The organism is Bradyrhizobium sp. 2S1 (assembly GCF_011516625.5).
Taxonomy (GTDB): Bacteria; Pseudomonadota; Alphaproteobacteria; order Rhizobiales; family Xanthobacteraceae; genus Bradyrhizobium; species Bradyrhizobium septentrionale.
The window spans coordinates 6,035,452-6,054,651 of record NZ_CP147717.1 but is presented as its reverse complement, the minus strand read 5'-3'; the positions used below and the strand labels follow the sequence as shown (position 1 = coordinate 6,054,651).

Here is a 19,200-nt window from a genome sequence, read left to right as displayed (position 1 = left end):
AGCTGCGCCGGAATTGGCCTTAACTCGGACTCATGGCGGCATCCCGTGCCATCAGGCTTTTCCGGTCGAGCTGTCCCGTGATCCGTCCCTTCTGGATGTTGAGGACCCGGTCGGACAGCGTGGTAATGAACTCGAGATTCTGCTCGACGACGATCAGCGACATGCTCCAACGCTTCTTCAGCGCGAGCAGCGTCTCGGTGATCTCTTCGATGATTGATGGCTGGATACCCTCCGTCGGCTCGTCGAGCAGAATGAGCCGCGGCTTGGTGCAGAGACAGCGCGCCAGCGCGAGCAACTGCTGCTCGCCACCGGACAAGGCACCGCCGCGCCGATCGAGCAGTCGCACCAGACGCGGAAAGTCTTCCAGCACCGTATCAATGATACCGCGGTCTTCCCTTGGCGCAGCAGCGAGGCCCATGCGCAGGTTCTCGTAGACGCTCAAATCGGGGAAAATCTCCCTGCCCTGCGGCACCAGGCCGATGCCGAGTCGGGATCGCTCGTGCGGCTTCAAATGGGTGATCGTCTTGCCCGCGAAGGCGACCGTGCCTCCGGTCGTCGGCAGGTGGCCCATCAACGCGCGCAGCGTCGTGGTCTTGCCCATGCCGTTGTGGCCGAGAATGCCGAGATACTCGCCGTCCTGCACTGTCATATCGATGCCGAACAGGATCGGAATCCGGCCGTACCCCGATTTCAGGTCCTTGACCTCGAGCAGCGCGCTCATGCCGCCACCTTCTTGCCGAGATAGACGTCGCGCACCCGTTGATCCGCCAGCACCTTGCCCACGGTATCTTCGACCAGGACGCGCCCCTGATGAAACACGGTCACCTTCTTGGCGATCTGCTTGATGAACTCCATGTCGTGCTCGACGACGATGATGGCGTGCGTCCGGTTGATCTCGCGGATGATCGCCGCGGTGTGAGCGGTCTCCTCGTCGGTCATGCCGGCGGCCGGCTCGTCCAGCAGGATCAAATCGGGTTCGGCGGCAAGCACCATGCCGATCTCAACCCACTGCCGCTGACCATGCGACAATGTCGCGACGATGCGATCGGCGTGATCGGTCAGACGGATCATCTCCAGCACGGAATTAACGGCCGGCGGCTGCGCGCGCGGCGTCGCCTTGCGGCGAACCGCAAGCCAGATGTTCTCGCGCACCGACAGGCCGTTGAAGACGTTCGGCACCTGGGTCTTGATGCCGATCCCCATACGGGCGATCTGGTGCGACAGCCTGCCGGCGATGGCCTCGCCCCGGAACGCGATCGCGCCCGAGGTCGGGGTCAGCTGGCCGGTGAGCATCTTGAAGAAGGTGCTCTTGCCTGCGCCGTTGGGGCCAATCAGACAACGCAGTTCCATCTCGTCCAGCGTGAAGCTGATGTCGTCATTGGCGACCACGCCGCCAAACCGCATCGTGAGATGCTCGGCCTTGAGCAGAGGTACGAGATCGGCCATGGCTATTCTGCTCCAGCCGGCTGCGGCGCCACCGGCGATGACGGCAGCGACTGGTCCGCGCGAGGTGCCGCAGGCTTCGGCTCGGGCACCAGCCTGAGCAGAAGATCACGCACCGTCGGCACCAGCCCCTTGGGCAGCAGCAGCACGAAGACGATCAGGACGGCGCCAAGGACGAGATTGGCGTTCAACGCCTGCTGCGAGCCGATATAGGCGACAATGTACTCGATCAGCACGCAGCCGACGATTGGGCCGAGCAAGGTGCCGAGCCCGCCCACGGTGATCCAGATGATGATCTCGGCCGAGAGCGACAGGCTGAAAATGGTCGGACCGACGAACGCGCCCCAATTGACGTAGAGCGCGCCGGCAAGTCCCGCGATCGCACCGCCCAGGATGAAGGTGAGCAGCTTGACCAGTCGCGGGTCATAACCGAGCAAGGAGGCGCGGACCTCGTTCTCGCGCACGGCCACGATGACGCGCCCGGCCGGCAGCGACAGCAGAAGACGCAACAGCAGGAAGACCGCGAGCAGCGCGCCAGCCGTCGCCCACCAGGATTGTTCGGGCGACAGCATCTCGCCCGGATGGAACGGCACGTTGAAGGTCGGCACCGCCGGAATGCCGTTGAAGCCACCGAGCAAGGCCTGGCCGATCCGGTAGCTGTCACCGGACGTCGAGTTGATGCAGTTGAACAGGATCAGGGTGACGGTCAGCGTGATCACGCCGAGATAAACGTCGGAGATGCGGCCAAAGAAGACAAAATAGCCGAGGATCGCCGCGAACAGCAGTGGAATGATAACCGCGAGCAGGATCGCCGGCGTCGAGTCCTGAAAATTGACGGCGGCGATCGCGTAGGCGTAACCGCCCAACCCGAAGAATGCGGTCTGCCCGAACGACAGGATGCCGCCAAATCCCCAGATGAAGGCAAGGCTGAGCGCCAGCACCGACATCGCCGCGAACAGCGTCAACTGCATCAGCGCGAACAGTTCGATCACCGAAGGAACCAGCGCGATCGCAATGATCGCAACCACGACTGCACCGGCCTGGGCCGCGAGACGAAAGCGCGGGGACATCACAGCGTCCCCTTGAAGAAGCGGCCGGAGATGCCCTGCGGCAGCAAGCGGATCAGCACGATCGCCACCGTGAACACCAGGACCTCGCCATAGACGGGGGTCGGGAAGTAGGCGCCGATCTGATTGACCGCACCGAACAGGCTCGCCGCCGACATCGTGCCCGACAGGATCGCCGCGCCGCCGCCGACCACCGTCATGAAGGTCTTGGCGACATAGGCGCCACCCATTCCGGGAGTGATGCCCGAGACCGGCGCCAGCAAGCCGCCGGCCAGGCCCGTGACCGCGGCGCCAACCGCGAAGGTGCTCATATAGACCCGCGCCGGGTTGACGCCCAGGGTTGCCGCCATCGCCGGGTTCTGCATCGTCGCGCGAGCGATCAGGCCCCACCTTGTGTAGCGCATGACGCCGTAGACCAGAGCCATCATGACGATCGCCATGCCCGCCAGGAACAGCGTGTAGTAGCTCGACTGATACGAGCCGATCGAGAAGCCACCAAGCGGGGTCGGCACGCCCTGCTGGGTATTGCCGTAGATCGTCGTGATGATGCCGATGATGGCAAGGCTCAGCCCCCAGGTCGCCAGCATCGAATCAACCAGGCGGCCGTAGAGAAAGCGGATGAGGCAACGTTCGATGATGAGGCCGACAACGCCGACAAACAGTGGCGCAACGATCAGAATCGCGATCCAGATGTTCACCCCGGCATTGGCCGAAATGACAGTCGCGTAGGCGCCGAGCATGATGAACTCGCCATGGGCAAGATTGATGATCTTCATCATGCCGAAGATGATCGCCAGTCCCAGGCACAGCAAAAACAGTGAGGCAATTCCGTTCAGAACGTCGAGCCCGAGTATGACGTAGATCGCCATTCGCAAGTCCTTCCGGCAGTCCAACGTGGTCCCGCCGAGCTGCGGGTCCCAGCGACTTCAGAGACTGATAATGTACTGCTTGATGTCGTTCGGGTTCTTGACCAGATCGCAGACGCTCGCGGTATCGGCAGGCTTGACGTCGGGGAAGCTCTCCAGCACCGACCATTTGCGGTCCTTCACCTCTGCGAGAAACGCGTTCCGGATCGTGTGATGGGTCGCCTTGTCGAGCGTGACCTTGCCGCTTGGTCCGTCGAACGCGACGGAATCCTCCAGCGCCGCGATCACCTTCATGCGGTCGATGCTGCCGGCCTTGCGCACACCGGCCGCCCAAAGCATGACGCCCTCGTAGGTACAGGCGGCGAGCTCGCTGATATAGGGCGTGTCGGAATGCGCCTTCTTGATCTTCTCGACGAAGCTCTTTGAGGCCGGCGTCGTCAGCTCCTCGAAATAGCCGTAGGCGCCGAGAATGGAATCGCTCTCGGCGGCGTCGAGCGTGGTCGGCTCGTTGACCAGGCCGAACGTGGTCGATGCGATCGGGATCTTCCCCTTCATGCCGGCCGACGTCCACTGCCGGTAGAACGCGGTATGGTTGCCGCCGACCAGCGCCGAGAGAATGAGGTCGGGTTTGGCGGCCTGGATCTTCGAGATCGTCGGGCCGAAGTTCGTGACGTCGAGCGGGAAGAAGTCGGTCGACAGCACTTCGCCGCCATTGTCCTTGACGTATTTGGTCATCCACTTCGCGGTGATCTGACCGTAATTGTAGTCGGCGGCAATGATGTAGGCCTTTTTGCCCGCCTTCTTCATCGCGGTCGGCACCAGCTTTTCCACGGTCTGCGCCGGCGTCGTCCCGGTGCAGAAGGTGTTGCGGTCGCAGACGCCGCCTTCATAGAGCACGTTGTAGAAGTACAGCACCTTGAAGCGATCGAAGGTCGGGCGCACCGCCTCGCGCGAGGCGGAGGTGATGCCGCCGTGGACCACATCGACCTTGTCCTTCACCGCAAGCTGCTGGGCAAATTGCGAATACATCTGGATATTCGACTGGGTGTCGTAGTGGATCACCTTCAGCGGCCGGCCGATCAGTCCACCACCCGCGTTGATCTCGTCCACGGCAAGCTGCAGAGCGTAGACCATCGGCGTACCGGAGGCCGCGATAGGACCGGACTGGTCGTGCAGGCTGCCGACGACGATCGGGTTTTCGGCGCCAAACGCTCCGGAACGGAAGACCGCGGGTGCCGAAACCAGCGTCGTCGTTGCAATGGCCGAGTGCTGCAGGAAGCGGCGACGGGAGAAAGTCGCGAGAGCCCCCAACTGGTTCTTGATACGGAAACTATTAAAAAGACAATATTTGAAAATGCAATCGCTTTATCGACGCGCGACGATCGAGAAGTCGTAGCCGTCGAGCTGGGCGATAAAGATCGGATGGCGGCTTCCGACCACCGGGCGGGCTTCATCGCCGCGCGCCGTGCGTTGCTGGATGGTTCGCCCGTAAAAGCGGGCCAGTTCCCGCGCATCGCAGCTGCCCGCCTCCTCGATCAGGGCCGCGAGCGAATAGATGCCCTCGTAACAGGACTCCCCATAGGCATTGGCCGGGGGCGGACTATCGCCAAACGCGGTGTGGTACCGCTCCAGGAATGCACCGTTGTTGCGCGAACGAATGGACGCGAAATAGCTCGAGGCTGCGTAAAGATTCTCGGTCTCGTCGCTCTCGAGCCCGTAGATAATGGTCTCGTCGATCGCGGAGCAGAACCGCAGCACGCTCGAACTCAGGCCTGCTGCACAGAACGCCCGATTGAAGGCGATGCAGTCCAACCCCAGGAAGAGCGGCACGACCACGTCCGAACGTGTGGCCTTGATGCGGTCGAGGATCTCGTCGAAGTCATGCAAGCCAACGGGCAGATAATGCTCTCCCGTCACAGTTCCGCCGAAGCGGGCGATCAGCGCGCGCGCAATCTTGAGTGACGAACGCGGCCAGACATAGTCGTTTCCGCAGAGGAAATAGCGGCGCGCGCGCTTTGATTCCGAGAGCCACTGGATCGCAGGCGCGAGCAGCTCGTCCGCAGTTTCGCCGGTCGTCATGACGCCGAACGTCGACGACAACCCTTCGAACTGCGGCGTGTAGATGAACGGGACACGACCACGGGCTGCGCTCACCACGAAGTCCCGCGCAAAACTGGGCAACATCCCGACAATGCCGTGGGCGCCATGAATTTCGATTGCGTCGCGCGCTGCCTGGCCTGCGCTCACGCCGCTCTCACCGGCATTGATGATGCGCAGCTCGACCGGCCGGCGCAGGATGCCCGACATCCGGTTGATTTCATCGACTGCCAGACGTCCGCACGCCTCAGCTGACGGCGCCCACAGTCCTGCGGCGCCGCTTTGTGGGATGAGCAGACATATCCGAACGCTACGCAAAAGTGGCCTCTCCGTACTTCCGACGGACATACCACTCACGAATCATGCCAACCGCGATCACGCCCCCAACGGAGCCGGTTTTGCGGCAGAAGCGACCAATCTCGCCCCCGGCTGCCGGTCTTTCCGGCGTTTGCCGCCCAGTCAGCCCATTCATTGGGCAAGCACAAAGCGGGTTTGCTTTGCGCCACCGCCAATTTATAGTCGAAGTGAAATGTTGAAATATCAAATAAATTGACCAAGGGACAACGAGTGAATCTACCCGACCTCATCCGGGGCGTGAATCGTCAGCTGGAGCAGGCGCTGGAAGCCCGGCTCAAGCCGAGGGACGTGTCTCTCCATCAGTATCGCGTGCTCGAGGCGCTGGCGGAGCGGAACGGTCTGCCGATGGGCGATCTGGCGACCCGTCTCTTCGTCGATGGTCCGACACTTACAAAGATCATCGACAGAATGGTCGCCACGGCCGAAGTCTATCGCGGCCCCGATCCACTTGACCGACGCAAGGTCCTGATTTTTCTCTCGCGCAGCGGCGCTGCGCGCTTCGACGAAGTTGGCACGCTCGGTACCTCTGTTCAGCAAGATATCCTCGACCGGCTGGGTGCATCAGAAGCCGCGACGTTGACCGCGCTGCTCTCGGAGCTGCTGGCCTGTCCTCTCCCGCTACATCCTCGCTCGACTCGCGGACGAGAGACGTTCACTTACGAATGACAGAGCATAATAATCGGAACGGCTCGTCCATCAGGAACACCGACGGTTGCCTGACGATGGCCTTGGCCAGTGCGACCCGCTGCCGCTCGCTGCCGGACAACGCGCTTGGCTTCTTGGCAGATGGTCGACCTTCAGAAACTGCGCCGACGACGAGATGAGCGCCTTGGTCTCGTCTTCCGACAATCCCGCATGCCTGAGGCTCATCTGAATATTGGCCAGCGCCGTCAGATGCGGGATAGAGCAGCGCCGACTGAAACACCATCGCCACAGAACGCCTGCCGCGCGGACCTTAGTCGCCTCCTCGCCGCTCTCAGTCACGTCCAAGATTGGCTCCAACAGCACCCTGCGACACGGTTTGTGGCATATCGCCGCCCCACCCCTGCAAGTTCGGTTGCGGCACATAGTTCATGGAAGACGCTTCTGCTTGCGCGCTATCCTCATGGCCTTCAGGAATGCGGCATCGGCCCCTTCCGTGTCGGGTTCGGCTAGCGCCAGCTTTATCGGCGATCCACCGAGCGCGCCATGCCAACCGTCGCGAGGTTTGCGGAACGCCACCCTACCGGAGAAGCAGAGGCGGAGCGGTGCAATCAGTCTTCCGCCGTCACCATCCGCCACAGGGTCTCGACCAGCACTTCATGCGAAAGGCGAGTCACCGGAAAATGATCCTTAGGCTCTTCTCCGATCTCACTGGCTCACAATAGTCCTCAGCTCTTTCAGCCGTCCCATAATACTCGAAGCTTTCTTTGCTTTCACTAGAACGACGAGCGGAAGCCATGATTGATTGAATTGACACCTTCTTCCTGCGGCAGGGACAGGGTGATCAGCCGAATACGGGAGGGATCGACGGCGATGATGGACGAGCCCCGCCACAAACGGAACCTGATTCCACTAAAAAAGGCCTTGGAGCGCGGCGGTTTCGGTCGAACCAAGGCCTACGAACTGATCAAGAGGGGGAAAATCGTCGCCTATAAAATGGAAGGCCAGACCATGGTCGATGCCAATTCCATCGACGCCTATCATATGACGCTTCCTCGCATTGAGCCGCGGACATAAGAAAAGGCGCTCTAAATTGACTGGTTCGCGAACCCCTCAGGGGATGCGATGATCGGCACAATCTTTCTTGGATCAGCAAAGCTATCGATGCGATCGGCCCAATGTTGCATCAGTTTGGTGCGCGAACCGATCAGCGCCAGCGGTCCGTGCCGCTTGTAGATCGCCCTTACTGAGTCGCTATCGAGATGCGCCAACTGCAATTCGATAATGTCGCCGTCCCAAACCTTGGCTTCATTGATCTCCTCATGGTGGCAGAGGGTCGAAAACGTAGTACGGAAGCCGTGGGCACAATGTTCCGTCTTGGTGTCGATGCCGAGCGCGCGCAGCCGATGACAGAGCGTTCTGCTGGACAGGGGCACATCCTTGGCGCAAGCGAATACGTAGCGCCGATTGCCCGTGATCTGCTGCACGCGCCGCAGGATCGCGAGGGATTGCCGTGACAGCGGCACGACATGGTCCCATCCGTTTTTCATCTTCGCCGCCGGGATGGTCCAACGCTTGCCGTCCCAATCGACCTCGGTCCACTCCATCTCATTGATCATGCCAGGGCGAGGGATCGTCAAGGCATCGAGCCGAAGAGCATCACCGACCACATCGCCAAATCTGGCGTTCTCCCATGACGGCATGATCAACCGGAAGAGACGAGCCACGTCCTGCAACTCAGTGACGCCGGGCCGAGGCGTCGAGACATTGACAGTGAGTTGCTTCTTGCAGGCACGGAACGGATTATATCCGTCGCCCTCAAGATCGGCGTAGTCGCAGACTTGTTCACCAATACTGTGGACCCGGTCTCGGGTCTCCAACCTCCCTTCAGCCTGCATTCGCCGGAAGAAGGCAAGCGTATCGGGGCGCTTGATATCTTGCCGGTGGAGCGCGCCGAAACGGTCCTTCAGATAGCCGGCCCACCGTTCGAGCAGCGCGAGTGTTTCGGGACTGCGCACAGTGATAAGCCTGCCACGCTTGATCTTCTCGGTCTTCTTTTCCGCAAGCCATTCATCGATCCATACGCCAAAAGGGCGCTCGGCGGCCTGGCGATGCCGCTCGAATTGTTTTTCGATGGAGGGATCGACGGGTCTGTCTTGTGCGAGCAACGCTTTTGCCGCGTCACGTTTCTGACGGGCCGTGGAGAGCGAGACGGTACCGTCGTTGCCATTTCCGTAAGGCCCGATGGAATAGGTCTTCTGCCGACCGTGAAAGCGATAGGCCATGCGCCAGAGCTTGGAGCCGGCCTTGCCGGGCCTGCTCGGGTCCGGCGTGATCAAGAGATAGAGACCGCCGCCGGTCACGTCGGAAATCTTGGTAGCGCTCCACTCGCCGCTCTCAAACTTCGGCCGGGCGGCGCGGCAATCGACGTCGGTCCTGATCTGCTCGGGGTTAGCGACCCCAGTTTTGCGTGCCATCTGCCACGGCCCCTCGTGTTCGGAATTTCGAAAATACCCGAGAACGTTTGTTCTCCCGATACCAACAAAAATACCAACAAATCGGATGGCTGGGAGCGGACGAGAACAAACAGTGACGAACACTGACGTACGAAGAATGGATTGTTTTTCAATGGGTTACATGCATCCGCCGAACAACATCGAACACGTTAGGACCGTCCTGAACAGGCCCCTTGCTTACGCCTGAGGTAATCGAATTGGCGGCGCGGGCCGGCTCATCTTCGGGGCACAGGAGATGACCATGCTGATGCTGTCCCTTATCCGCGCCTTCGCCGTCCTGATCCCGTGGCTGATCCATCTGGCCACCTGGCTCGTCGCGCGCTCGCTCAACCTGCCGCAGCCGCTCGTGCACGACACCGGCCTGTTCGTGTTCGCGCAGGTCTATGCGGTGGAGATGAGGGTCGGCAAGGCACTCTGCCCGTTCCGCCTGTGGCGCCAGCTGCAGTCCCTGTTCCGCTGACCAACCCGATCCCCAACCAGAGGAGAACCTGCCATGATCCATTCGTCCCAGCTCTTGCGCCGCGCCCTGCTCGCCGATGCCATCTTCAGCGGCGTATCCGCCGTCGCGATGGTGCTCGATGCCGGTGCGCTGGCGTCATTCTTCAATCTGCCCGAAGCGCTGCTGCGCGAGACCGGGCTGTTCCTGGTCGCCTACACCGCGCTGGTCGGCTGGCTCGGCACGCGCGCTTCGGTGCCGAAGGCGGTGGTGATGCTGGTGGTCATAGGCAACGCCGCCTGGACGCTCGCCAGCATCGCGCTGCTGCTCTCGGGCGCGGTGTCGCCGAACCTGCTCGGGACGATCATGATCCTCGCCCAGGCGATCGCCACCGGCGTGTTCGCCGAGTTGCAATATGTCGGGCTGCGCCGCAGTGGCGAGACTGTCGCGGCTTAAGCCGAATGGAAGACGTGACGAGCGGCCGTCGCGGCAAACGCGGCGGCCGCTCCCGGTCGTCAGCTCAGAGCTACTGCGACAATCATGCCAGCAAAGGTCAGCGCCAGGCCAATGATCAGCATCGGCACGAGGCTGTTGCCTGAAAACGGATTGGCCTGATCCTGTTGAAACCCCGTCCTGTCGATTGCACGCGCGATCGCTTTCGCCCTGTTCCTCATTGCACTGCTCCTGCTTCGTTTCGCCTGTAACGCTCGCCGACGCCGAGCATGACGCCTTGCCCGCTGGCGACGCCCATCTCGAGGCTAGCGGCGATGCGCCGCGCGCGATCGATGAAATGCTCCGCCGCCACGGACGGGCACAGCTCGGCTGCCGTTGCCTCAAACAGTTGGAGCCAGCGGTCGAAATGCACGGCATCGACCGGCAGCTTCATATGCTTGACCATCGGCGTACCGTGATAGCGCCCGGTCATCAGCGCGACCGAGGACCAGAACGCGCACATCTGCTCCAGATGCGGGTCCCAATCGCGGATCCTGGCGTCGAACACCGGCGCCAGCATCGGGTCGCGGCGCACCTTGGCGTAGAAGCCGTGCACGAGGCGCTCGATCATCGCCTCGGTGATCCCGGTTCGCTCGACGATCTGGGCCGTGATCTGCTCGCGCCGTTCTGCCCCTGTCATGACGGGCCTCCATAAATAGGTATTTCAAATACCCATTTAGCGGGCTATATCAGCCCTGCCAAGTTCTGTTTTCGAGGGCCTCCCATGCGCCTGACGTCGTTCACGGATTTTGCCCTGCGCGCGCTGATGCGGCTGGCCGGCGAGCCGGACCGGTCGTTCGCCACCAGCGAGATCGCGGCCGAATTCGGCATTTCCCGCAATCACCTCGCCAAGGTGGTGCGCGACCTCGCCGAGGCCGGCTTCATCACCACACAGCGCGGCGTCGGGGGCGGGTTTGCGCTGGCGCGGCCGCCGCAGGCGATCACCCTCGGCGAGGTGGTGCGCGCGCTGGAGGGCGACAGCGCACTGGTCGAATGCTTCAGGGACGACGGAGGAGCCTGCGTGCTGCTGCCGCGCTGCCGGCTCAAAGCCAAGCTGGCGGCGGCCCGCGAGGCCTTTATGCGCGAGCTCGACGGCAGCACGCTGGCGGATTGCACCTACTTTCCACGCCAGCCCGCGAGGGCGTCATGACAGGAATCGCATTCGCTGACGGTACGTTCGAGGTCGATGCCAACGTCGTCGCCGAGGGGCTTGGCATCGGCGTGCCGTTGCTGCAGGCCGAGATGCGATCGGGAAAGATCACGACGCTGTCGGAACGCGGGGTCGACGCCGATGCGGGCCGGCATCGGCTGACCTTCTTTTCGGAACACCGCCGCTTGCGCCTCGTCATCGACGAGCGCGGCACGATCATCCAACGCTCGACACTCGATTTCGGCGACGCCCCGCTGCCGGCATCGGCGCGCAAGCCCGGCGGCTAACAATTGTTGCACTCCGACGGACAAGCGGACATCGCGCGTGCCAAAAGAGACCACCAGCCATTTGGGGACACGGTCTCATTCCGGAGACCGGTGTCAGGCGTAGAGCGCCCGCGCGCCACCACGCTTCGAGGCGACGCCCTTCTTGCCTGCGGCCTTCATATAGGAATGGCCGTTCAGGTGCTTGCCATTCAGCTTGCCGTTCGCCTTGGCGCCGTTTGGCTTGACCTTTGGCGCGGCTTTTTCCTTGGCCTTCGCACTCTCCGCCGCAAGCTTCTCGGCCTTGCGCTGGGCCTTGCGCTCGGCCTTTTCCTTCAGCCGCAGCCGCTCCGCCCTCGCCTCCGCGCGCTTCTTCTTGCGCTTCTTCTCGCAGGCGTCGCACTTGCAGCCGATCGGCTTCAGATAGGCTTTGAAATAGTCGGTTCCATAATCGTAATTGATCTCGTCGCCCGGCTCGATGTTCTTGATCGCGCGGATGAACACCTTGCGCTTGCGTGGGCGGACGTCGGATTCCGCGTTCGGCCGGCAGGCATGGTTGATGTAGCGGGCGAGATTCTCGCGGATCGAGCCGTCGATGGTCCAGCGGTTGGTGAGCTCGAACAGATATTTGTTCTCGATCGCGTCCTCATCCTTCTTCTTCGAGTCGAGCAAGGGCCCGAAATAGCGGATGATCTTGTCGCCTTTCTTGATCGGCTTGGTGGCGAAAAGGCCGAGGCCGGTACGGGAACGGCCGACGCGATAGGGCTTGTTGGATGATATCGTGGGCATGACGATCGAGGTTACGGCACGCAAGGTGCACGCGACAAAAGTTGCGAAGCCGCCCTTCTAGGACGATTCCGCGCGTCTGTCAGGTGTTTCCCGCGTGTCTGTTGAACCTTCCCCAGATTGCGTATGTCAGAAACAAAGTAACGTGGATCGTAAGTCTCCCCTGATGAAATACCTTGCTTTTGCAACAGCCATTATGGCGCTTGCCAGCGCAAATCCTGGTCAGGCTGGCGCCGAAACGTTCAGCAGCAGCTACACCTCGACCGCACCGAAGGCCTGCCGCATGATCGGCAAGCCCAATGAGGAGGACGGCAGCGCCACGCGGGTCTGCCCGGGGAAATCCGGCCTGTGGTGCTGATCAATGAGGACGATCTGCGCGAAGTAGTCTCGGTCGGCCGAAATCGCGAGGCGGCAGCCAGGGAACCGGCGGCGCAAGCCTGGTTCGGCCCGTTCAGCTCGAGCGGCAACACCGTCGAATGGCGTGCGGCCGGCAGCAAGCCGTTTGCCATCATCCAGCGCTGGCTGATCGCCGACAACAGCGAGCAGGACAAGCGAGGCGGTCCCGTCTCGCGGGCGATGCTCGCTGTGACGCGGCTGCCGCCGGGCGAGGTCTGTCACGTCGCCTATGTCGACGTCGCGGCCAATCCCAACGCCAACGAGCTGGCGCGGCAGGCCGCCGAAGACTTCGCCCGCGATTTCAAATGCGGCGCGGATCAGGTGAAGACGATCGGCCAGAGCGGCCGCACCACGTCGCTGACAAAACGCTAGAACGCTACCGGGGCGACATCGGTTACGGCCGCGGCGGACGGCTTGAGGCCAACCGGAGCATCGCGATCAGCAACGTCTCCGGGGTCGTCCCCTCGGGTGACAGGTTCAGAATCTTGGAGAGCCGTCCGTCGAGCAGCAGCATGGTGAAGCCATGCACCAGCGACCAGGCCGAGGCGATCGCGGCAGCCTGCTCGAGCGAAAGCGAATCCCTGGAAATCTCCTCATGCCGGCTGGCACCGACGCCGCGGGCCAATCCTGCGAACGAGGCTTCGGACGATTCATGCAGCGATGGTCGCGAGTAATCCAGCCGTTCGCTGCGGAACATCAGCCCATACATGCCTGGATGCGCCTGCGCATAGGCGACGTAAGCCTTGGCGCTCGCCATTCCCTTCTCCGGCGGCGTCGCTGCGGACGCGTTCGCCGCCGCCATCGCTTCGCCGAACTGCCGGAAGCCGATCGCAGCGAGTTCACTGAGCAAACCGGTGAGATCGCCGAAATGATGCGTGGGTGCGGCATGCGACACCCCGGCCTCGCGCGCCACCGCGCGCAATGTCAGCCCCGGCAGCCCGTCGCGCTCCAGCACGCGCTCGGCGGCCTTCAGCAGCGCCTCATGCAGATCGCCGTGATGATACGGCGCGTCATTGGCCCGGCGCCGCGCCGACCGGTCAGCGGTTGCACGCGCGACCCTGCGGGTGCGCGTCAGTGCCGGACGAGCGGCCTTGTTTTCCTTGGATAATCTTGTCATGCGGCTCTTATATGTCGCAATTTTTACACTGTAAAGATTTTGCTTGACGATCGGCCGCATCACCCGTACCGATATCTTTACGATGTAAAGATCACAATGGAGGGAGATGCGGATGCTCGATCAGGTGACATCAAATGCCGTGCGAACCAATCTGGCGCCGATCCCATTCGAGGCCGATGCGCCGTTCCTGAAGATCACCGGCGAACTGCCGCGCGAGCTGAACGGCACGCTCTATCGCAACGGCCCCAATCCGCAGTTCGACGCGCCGGGCGCGCATTGGTTCGTCGGCGACGGCATGCTGCACGCCTTCCATCTCGAGAACGGCCGCGCCAGCTACCGCAATCGCTGGGTCCGCCCCCCGAAATGGCAGGCCGAGCACGACGCTGGCCGCGCCCTGTACGGCGGCTTCGGCCGCAAGCTGCCGGATGCGCCGGCGTCCGCACCGACCGATGGCGGCGTCGCCAACACCAACATCATCTTCCATGGCGGCCGCCTGCTCGCGCTCGAGGAAGGCCATCTGCCGACCGAGATCGAGCCGGACACGCTGAAGCGCACCGGCTATTGCGACTACAAGGGCGCGATCTCCGGCCCCTTCACCGCGCATCCCAAGATCGATCCGGTGACCGGCGAGCTGGTGTTCTTCGGCTACAACGCCGCTGGCCCCCTGACGCCCGCGCGGTCGTTCGGTTCGGTGAGTTCATCCGGCGTGGTGACCCGGTTCGAACGCTTTGAGGCGCCCTATGCCAGCATGGTGCACGACTTCATCGTCACCGAGAACCATGTGCTGTTTCCGATCCTGCCGATCACCGGCAGCATGCAGCGCGCGATGCGCGGCCAGGCGCCCTACGCCTGGGAGCCGGAGAAAGGCGCCTATGTCGGCGTGATGAAGCGCAGCGGCGCATCCAAGGACATCATCTGGTTCCGCGCCGAGACCTGCTACGTCTTCCACGTCATGAACGCGTGGGAGGACGGCAACCGCATCGTTGCCGACGTGATGCAGTTCGAGGAAGCGCCGCTGTTCAACCATCCCGATGGCTCGCCGACCGACCCGAGGAAGAACCGCGCGCGCTATTGCCGCTGGACCTTCGACCTCTCGGGCAACACCGACCGCTTCACGCAGACCTATCTCGACGACCTCACCGGCGAATTCCCCCGCGTCGACGATCGCCGCGCGGGGCTTGCCAGCAATCACGGCTGGTACGCCTGCGCCAATCCCGACCTGCCGATGTTCGGCGCGCTGTCGGGCATCGTGCATGTCGACGGCAGGGGCAAGCGGCTCGGCCACTATCTCCTGCCCGCCGGCGACACGATCTCCGAGCCCGTGTTCGTCGAGCGCGACTCCGACGCCGCCGAGGGCGACGGCTGGCTGCTCGCCGTGGTCTGGCGCGCCCGCGAAAACCGCAGCGACCTCGCCGTGTTCAACGCGCAAAATGTCGAGGCGGGCCCGACTGCGCTGGTCCATCTCGGTCACCGCGTGCCGGACGGATTCCACGGCAACTGGGTGGGTGCGGAGTAAGCCGCGCGCCCGAGAGCCTCCATTCCTCCACGCGTCATACCCGGGCTTGTCCCGGGCATCCAGGTCTTTGTCAGCTCCTTAATGAAAGACGTGGATGGCCGGGACATAGGCGAGCGGAAGCGACGCCGTCCTTCGGACGCTAAGCCCGGCCACGACGGCAGAAAGCGTGCGCCAAGCGGCACTACCAACACATCAAATTGAAAATACTCAAGTTTTCTCTACGACCTCACGATTTTGACACTGTAAAGATTTCGCTTGACGCCCCGCTCACCCACCTCTAGGGTATCTTTACGGTGTAAAGATTAGCCGGATGAGGCCTTCGATGACGATCTTCCTGATCCTCGCTCCCTACGGCGCCTTCGCCACGCTGATGCTGGTGGCCTCGGCCAATTTGAGCCTGCTCTGTGCCGCGCTGATCTGCCTTGCCGTCATCGCCTTCGATATCGCGCGCGGGCGCAGCATCAAGATCCTCGGCGTCGGTTCGGTGATCGTGTTCACCGCGGTCGGCTGCTATCTCTCCTTCGTCGATGCGACGCCGAGCAGCATCGCCGTGAAGATCGCCGTCGATGCCGGCATGCTGCTGGTGACGCTGTTCTCGATCCTGATCGGCCATCCCTTCACGCGGCAATACGCGCTCGAACAGGTCGCTGCCGAGATCGCGAAGCTGCCCGGCTTCACCCAGGCCAACTATCTGATCACAGGTGCCTGGGCTGCCGCGACGCTGCTGATGCTGATCGGCAACATCGCGGTGCTCTACGTGCCGGCCCTGCCGCTGTGGACGGGTCTCCTGATCGCCTTCGCCGCACGCAACGCCGCGGTGTGCTTCACCCGCTGGTATCCGCAATATCGCGCGGCCAAGTACGGCGCACCGCCGGCCCGCGCGCTGCCGTCGCACTGAACGCTGCTATAACAACACCAGACCAATCACCCGCCCGAGGAAACGGAAACCACGACGATGAAGAGCGTATTTGCCAGGCTTGCGAGCGACTTTCTCTCCACCATCGTTTTCCTGGTGGTCTATCTCGCCACCGACAATGTCCTGATCGCCACCGGCGTTGCGATCGCGGGCGCGATTGCGCAAGTGGTCTATGCGCACGTGAAGGGACAGGCGCTCGGCTACATGACCTGGGCAAGCCTCGCGCTGGTGATCGTGCTTGGCAGCGCCACGTTGCTCACCAACGATCCACGCTTCGTGCTGGCGAAGCCCGCGATCGGCCACATCGCGATCGGCGCGATCATGCTCAAGCGCGGCTGGATGCTGCGCTATCTGCCGCCGATCGTGACCGAGACCATTCCGGAATACGCCACCCTCGCCGGCTATGCCTGGGCTGTGCTGATGTTCGTGCTCGCCGCCGGCACCATCGCGATCGCAGCGACCGGCGACATGAAGCTGTGGGCGTTCTACGTGTCGGTAGTGCTGCTCGGCGCCAAGATCGTTGCCTTCGCGATCCAGTACGTCGCCTTCCGCTTCCTGGTCGGAAGCCGGCTGCGCGCCGCCGCCCGCGCCTGATCGCCGCAGCCGCGAACTAGGCGCGCGCGGCAAGATGAGCTATACCCGCGCACGCCCTGGAGCACCGGCTCTGACTGCGTCAGAGCCAATGCCCCAGGTTCTTGTTTGACGCGTTTTCTTCACGCGAACCGGTACCCACTTCGCTTGAAAACGCTTTTGCCATGAGGGGAGACATATCAATGGCGGTGGACGGAAACTGGAATCTGACGATGACGACGCCGATGGGCGAGCGCAAGGCGACGCTGTCGCTGGCGAGCTCGGGCGGCACGCTCACCGGCACGCAGGGCGCCGAGGGCAATTCCACTGAGATCTTCGACGGCTCCGTGAACGGCGACAACGTCACCTGGAAGGTTTCCATCACCAACCCGATGCCGCTGACGCTCGAATTCACCGGCAAGGTTTCCGGCGACGGCATCGCCGGCGAGATGGGCATCGGCCCGATGGGCAGCTTCCCGTTCACCGGCACGCGGGCGTAACGCCCGGTCCGCACTCAGCCCGGTTCAAACAAAATCCGAAGCGCGATAACGATCACCCCGATCTCATCGCGCTTTTGCTCTCAGCGACGCACGCTGGCGGGCTCGTTACGATAGGCCCTTTGAATGGTGCTGCGCTCGATCTCCGCGGCTGCCGCGGCCGCTTCGTCCGCCGATTTCCGTATATTGCCCATGTTCGCCACCGCCGCGGCCGCCATTGCGGGATGGATGCGTGACATCTCGAACTGCCGGCGCTCGAGCGTGGAAGCCACACGCTCCTGCATCGCGACGAGATACAGGTCCCGGATCTTGGGGTTATCCGCGAGGTTCTTGGCATAGTCCTCGGTGCGCCCCTTTGCGCCGTCCAGCCTCAGCTTGACGCGGGTCGCAGCGCCCTTTTCCTCCGGCGAGAGCTCGGCGGTGTAGCGGAACAACTCCTCGCTCTTCCTGCGGACGATCCAGACAACCTGCGCGTCGCCGATGTTGCGGACCACGTCCAGCGACTGGCTGCCGAAAACAAAGGGCGGCAGCTCCGCCTTCGCGAGGTCCTGCCGCGCCTGGGTGATCGGCACGGGATAGACCGTGCCATCCGCGGGGTTTGGAAAGATGTAGTACAGATAGCCCACGACGCAGGCCACGAGAAATGCACCGAAAGCAAACTTCATCGTCAACTCCCTTTATTGATTTCCATTAATCGTCGACGCGGAACACCAGGCCCGTCTCGAGCCCGGCGCGCTGCACTTGGCAAATCTTGTCCTTCCCGGGCCCGACGCGCTGGACGTCGAATTTGCGGCCTTCGAGGATCGCGGCGACCTGCTCCTGCACGGCCGGACGAAGCGGCTGCTGGAAGGCCGGCCGCCTGTAGGATTGCGACCCGTCATACGCCTCGCCGTTGCCGGCCGAAGGCATACGTATCTCGACCTTGGTCTGGTTCTCGCTGAAGGCCGTCAGCACTGCGGTGAAGCGCACGACTTCGCGGCCGCTGCTGTGAACCCGCCAGGTGACCTCGTAGCCCGGGATGCCTGACGGCGTCACATGGACCAGAATTCCGCACTGCTTGGCGTAGACCATGTCGGCAAGCTTGTCGTTGGACAGGCGCCGGTAGGCCTCGTTGACGCTCACGTCGTACACGCCGGGCGGCCGCTCGTTGTTGCAGCCGGCGAGGCCGAGCGCCGCGAACACAAGCGCCGCGCGTCCAATCCGCTGTACCGCCGAATGTGTCATGTCATCCACTCCCACCACCCTTGGATGAGCGCGGAGGGTCGACGACAAACGTTAAGGGTCCTTGGCTGAAATCGGTTGCTTTGCTCCCGCCCCACAACCTTGCGCGTGGCAGAACGTCGCAGTCGCCGCAGTGTGGTTAACAGCAGCGATACGGCGCGCGCTTGACGCTAGAACCAGATCTGCATCGGCACGCTGTGCGCATCCAATGGCGGCGTCCCTTCCGGAACGCTTCCGCAAGGCTCGCAAGCGGCGAGCGCCACCGCGCAGGCGTCCAGCACATCGTCGCGCTTGGCTCCGCTGCCGATCCGCGCCTCCGTGAGCCAGCGATCGATGTCGCGAAAGCCCACGCGCTTGAGCAGTGTGCAACGGAGTGCATCGCCCTCCTCCGACTTCTTGCGCGGCAGCGGCATGCCGCCGTTCAGCCGCAGGAACACCAGTTCGGGATGCACCTCGCGGATGTCGCGCGCAGCGTTGGCGCGCACGAACGCGTCGACCTCCATGATCTTGTTGCCGAGATGCCAGAGCTGACGCGAGACGCGGGTCTGGCCGCGGCGCAGCGCCTCGTCGTTCGCCTGACCGGGATCGCGAAACTCCTCCCACAGCCAGCGCCGTGCCCCGGTGAAGACGCGCGAGAAATGCGGACGCAGGCGCTCTCGGGCAAGACGGTCGCAGTCGCGCTCACCGTCATCGGTCATGCCGATCGGGATATCGATCCCGGCGCGATCGAACGGACGCACCAGCGCGTCCGCAATATCAGTGTGAAAGGAAATCGTGCGCCGGTCGCCGTCGATCCTGACCGCGACCCCGCCTTTGGAAAATCCGTCGAGGCCTGTTGCCCTCAATCCGGAT

Annotated in this window: 25 protein-coding genes and 1 pseudogene; 11 read left to right on the top strand and 15 right to left on the bottom strand. The window is 62.9% G+C overall.

The features are described 5' to 3' along the window. Nucleotides 1–19: 19 nt before the first annotated feature. The 6 genes from HAP54_RS28685 to HAP54_RS28660 are packed head-to-tail and all read right to left on the bottom strand — an operon-like array spanning nt 20 to nt 5,791. Complete coding sequence (locus HAP54_RS28685) at nt 20–721, bottom strand: ABC transporter ATP-binding protein (protein ID WP_166306167.1); 702 nt, start codon at nt 719–721, stop codon at nt 20–22. Then, the gene (locus tag HAP54_RS28680; protein WP_166306164.1) at nt 718–1,446 is read right to left on the bottom strand and encodes an ATP-binding cassette domain-containing protein; all 729 of its coding nucleotides are present in this window, start codon (nt 1,444–1,446) and stop codon (nt 718–720) included. Before HAP54_RS28680 ends, HAP54_RS28685 begins: the two co-directional genes overlap by 4 nt. A gap of 2 nt (nt 1,447–1,448) precedes the next feature. Beyond that, the gene (locus HAP54_RS28675; protein WP_166306161.1) at nt 1,449–2,513 is read right to left on the bottom strand and encodes a branched-chain amino acid ABC transporter permease; all 1,065 of its coding nucleotides are present in this window, start codon (nt 2,511–2,513) and stop codon (nt 1,449–1,451) included. Then, the gene (locus HAP54_RS28670) at nt 2,513–3,379 is read right to left on the bottom strand and encodes a branched-chain amino acid ABC transporter permease (protein ID WP_166306158.1); all 867 of its coding nucleotides are present in this window, start codon (nt 3,377–3,379) and stop codon (nt 2,513–2,515) included. The genes HAP54_RS28675 and HAP54_RS28670 overlap by 1 nt, the downstream gene beginning before the upstream one ends. A gap of 57 nt (nt 3,380–3,436) precedes the next feature. After that, nucleotides 3,437–4,687 (bottom strand): ABC transporter substrate-binding protein, encoded by a 1,251-nt coding sequence (locus HAP54_RS28665; RefSeq protein ID WP_166306155.1) that lies wholly within the window; start codon nt 4,685–4,687, stop codon nt 3,437–3,439. A gap of 54 nt (nt 4,688–4,741) precedes the next feature. Further along, entirely contained in the window at nt 4,742–5,791 is a 1,050-nt protein-coding gene (locus tag HAP54_RS28660; protein ID WP_166306152.1) for a substrate-binding domain-containing protein, read from the bottom strand. Nucleotides 5,792–6,022: 231 nt separating this feature from the next. Between HAP54_RS28660 and HAP54_RS28655 the strand changes: the two genes are divergently transcribed. Further along, nucleotides 6,023–6,496: a MarR family transcriptional regulator gene (locus HAP54_RS28655; RefSeq protein WP_175619497.1), complete on the top strand. Its 474-nt coding sequence runs from the start codon at nt 6,023–6,025 to the stop codon at nt 6,494–6,496. On the opposite strand, the gene HAP54_RS28650 is transcribed toward HAP54_RS28655, so the two are convergent. Beyond that, entirely contained in the window at nt 6,483–6,764 is a 282-nt protein-coding gene (locus tag HAP54_RS28650) for an ATP-binding cassette domain-containing protein (RefSeq protein WP_166306149.1), read from the bottom strand. The two genes, HAP54_RS28655 and HAP54_RS28650, sit on opposite strands and share 14 nt — an antisense overlap. A 581-nt stretch (nt 6,765–7,345) precedes the next feature. Between HAP54_RS28650 and HAP54_RS28645 the strand changes: the two genes are divergently transcribed. Beyond that, on the top strand, nt 7,346–7,549 hold the full coding sequence (locus HAP54_RS28645) for a hypothetical protein (RefSeq protein WP_166308511.1): 204 nt from the start codon (nt 7,346–7,348) through the stop codon (nt 7,547–7,549). Between the two features lie 11 nt (nt 7,550–7,560). On the opposite strand, the gene HAP54_RS28640 is transcribed toward HAP54_RS28645, so the two are convergent. Further along, nucleotides 7,561–8,949: a tyrosine-type recombinase/integrase gene (locus HAP54_RS28640; RefSeq protein ID WP_166306146.1), complete on the bottom strand. Its 1,389-nt coding sequence runs from the start codon at nt 8,947–8,949 to the stop codon at nt 7,561–7,563. Nucleotides 8,950–9,223: 274 nt separating this feature from the next. Here HAP54_RS28640 and HAP54_RS28635 point away from each other — a divergent pair, with 274 nt between their 5' ends. Together HAP54_RS28635 and HAP54_RS28630 are read left to right on the top strand one after the other, a co-directional pair. Then, the gene (locus tag HAP54_RS28635) at nt 9,224–9,448 is read left to right on the top strand and encodes a hypothetical protein (protein ID WP_166306143.1); all 225 of its coding nucleotides are present in this window, start codon (nt 9,224–9,226) and stop codon (nt 9,446–9,448) included. 33 nt (nt 9,449–9,481) lie between these two features. Continuing rightward, the gene (locus HAP54_RS28630) at nt 9,482–9,880 is read left to right on the top strand and encodes a hypothetical protein (RefSeq protein WP_166306140.1); all 399 of its coding nucleotides are present in this window, start codon (nt 9,482–9,484) and stop codon (nt 9,878–9,880) included. A gap of 59 nt (nt 9,881–9,939) precedes the next feature. On the opposite strand, the gene HAP54_RS28625 is transcribed toward HAP54_RS28630, so the two are convergent. Continuing rightward, nucleotides 9,940–10,098, bottom strand: coding sequence for a hypothetical protein (locus HAP54_RS28625; protein WP_166306137.1), 159 nt, complete (start codon nt 10,096–10,098; stop codon nt 9,940–9,942). Further along, the gene (locus HAP54_RS28620; protein ID WP_166306134.1) at nt 10,095–10,556 is read right to left on the bottom strand and encodes a group III truncated hemoglobin; all 462 of its coding nucleotides are present in this window, start codon (nt 10,554–10,556) and stop codon (nt 10,095–10,097) included. Before HAP54_RS28620 ends, HAP54_RS28625 begins: the two co-directional genes overlap by 4 nt. Before the next feature lie 84 nt (nt 10,557–10,640). Between HAP54_RS28620 and HAP54_RS28615 the strand changes: the two genes are divergently transcribed. Together HAP54_RS28615 and HAP54_RS28610 are read left to right on the top strand one after the other, a co-directional pair. Then, nucleotides 10,641–11,066, top strand: a complete 426-nt coding sequence (locus HAP54_RS28615; protein ID WP_166306131.1) for an RrF2 family transcriptional regulator — start codon at nt 10,641–10,643, stop codon at nt 11,064–11,066. Further along, nucleotides 11,063–11,353 carry a DUF6522 family protein gene (locus HAP54_RS28610; RefSeq protein ID WP_166306128.1) on the top strand — a complete coding sequence of 97 codons (291 nt, stop codon included), beginning with the start codon at nt 11,063–11,065 and terminating at the stop codon, nt 11,351–11,353. Before HAP54_RS28615 ends, HAP54_RS28610 begins: the two co-directional genes overlap by 4 nt. 93 nt (nt 11,354–11,446) lie before the next feature. On the opposite strand, the gene HAP54_RS28605 is transcribed toward HAP54_RS28610, so the two are convergent. Beyond that, nucleotides 11,447–12,118, bottom strand: a complete 672-nt coding sequence (locus tag HAP54_RS28605; RefSeq protein WP_166306125.1) for an SET domain-containing protein — start codon at nt 12,116–12,118, stop codon at nt 11,447–11,449. Between the two features lie 193 nt (nt 12,119–12,311). Here HAP54_RS28605 and HAP54_RS28600 point away from each other — a divergent pair. After that, a pseudogene (locus HAP54_RS28600) lies at nt 12,312–12,883 on the top strand (hypothetical protein). A 22-nt stretch (nt 12,884–12,905) separates the two neighbouring features. Here HAP54_RS28600 and HAP54_RS28595 read toward each other — a convergent pair. Beyond that, nucleotides 12,906–13,628: a TetR/AcrR family transcriptional regulator gene (locus tag HAP54_RS28595; RefSeq protein WP_166306122.1), complete on the bottom strand. Its 723-nt coding sequence runs from the start codon at nt 13,626–13,628 to the stop codon at nt 12,906–12,908. A gap of 112 nt (nt 13,629–13,740) precedes the next feature. On the opposite strand from HAP54_RS28595, the gene HAP54_RS28590 reads away from it, so the two are divergent. The 4 genes from HAP54_RS28590 to HAP54_RS28575 all read left to right on the top strand — a co-directional run bounded on the left by HAP54_RS28590 (nt 13,741) and on the right by HAP54_RS28575 (nt 17,130). Next, on the top strand, nt 13,741–15,144 hold the full coding sequence (locus HAP54_RS28590) for a carotenoid oxygenase family protein (RefSeq protein ID WP_166306119.1): 1,404 nt from the start codon (nt 13,741–13,743) through the stop codon (nt 15,142–15,144). A 322-nt stretch (nt 15,145–15,466) separates the two neighbouring features. Beyond that, nucleotides 15,467–16,042, top strand: coding sequence for a hypothetical protein (locus HAP54_RS28585; protein WP_166306116.1), 576 nt, complete (start codon nt 15,467–15,469; stop codon nt 16,040–16,042). Nucleotides 16,043–16,099: 57 nt separating this feature from the next. Then, entirely contained in the window at nt 16,100–16,654 is a 555-nt protein-coding gene (locus tag HAP54_RS28580; RefSeq protein WP_166306113.1) for an inner membrane-spanning protein YciB, read from the top strand. 179 nt (nt 16,655–16,833) lie between these two features. Next, nucleotides 16,834–17,130 (top strand): hypothetical protein, encoded by a 297-nt coding sequence (locus HAP54_RS28575; RefSeq protein ID WP_029085432.1) that lies wholly within the window; start codon nt 16,834–16,836, stop codon nt 17,128–17,130. An 80-nt stretch (nt 17,131–17,210) separates the two neighbouring features. Here HAP54_RS28575 and HAP54_RS28570 read toward each other — a convergent pair whose 3' ends face one another. From HAP54_RS28570 to HAP54_RS28560, 3 genes are all read right to left on the bottom strand, one after another. Next, the gene (locus HAP54_RS28570; RefSeq protein WP_166306110.1) at nt 17,211–17,792 is read right to left on the bottom strand and encodes a hypothetical protein; all 582 of its coding nucleotides are present in this window, start codon (nt 17,790–17,792) and stop codon (nt 17,211–17,213) included. 25 nt (nt 17,793–17,817) lie between these two features. Then, nucleotides 17,818–18,351, bottom strand: coding sequence for a hypothetical protein (locus tag HAP54_RS28565; protein ID WP_166306107.1), 534 nt, complete (start codon nt 18,349–18,351; stop codon nt 17,818–17,820). A 167-nt stretch (nt 18,352–18,518) separates the two neighbouring features. Beyond that, nucleotides 18,519–19,193, bottom strand: a complete 675-nt coding sequence (locus tag HAP54_RS28560; protein ID WP_166306104.1) for a DUF429 domain-containing protein — start codon at nt 19,191–19,193, stop codon at nt 18,519–18,521. Nucleotides 19,194–19,200 lie beyond the last annotated feature (7 nt).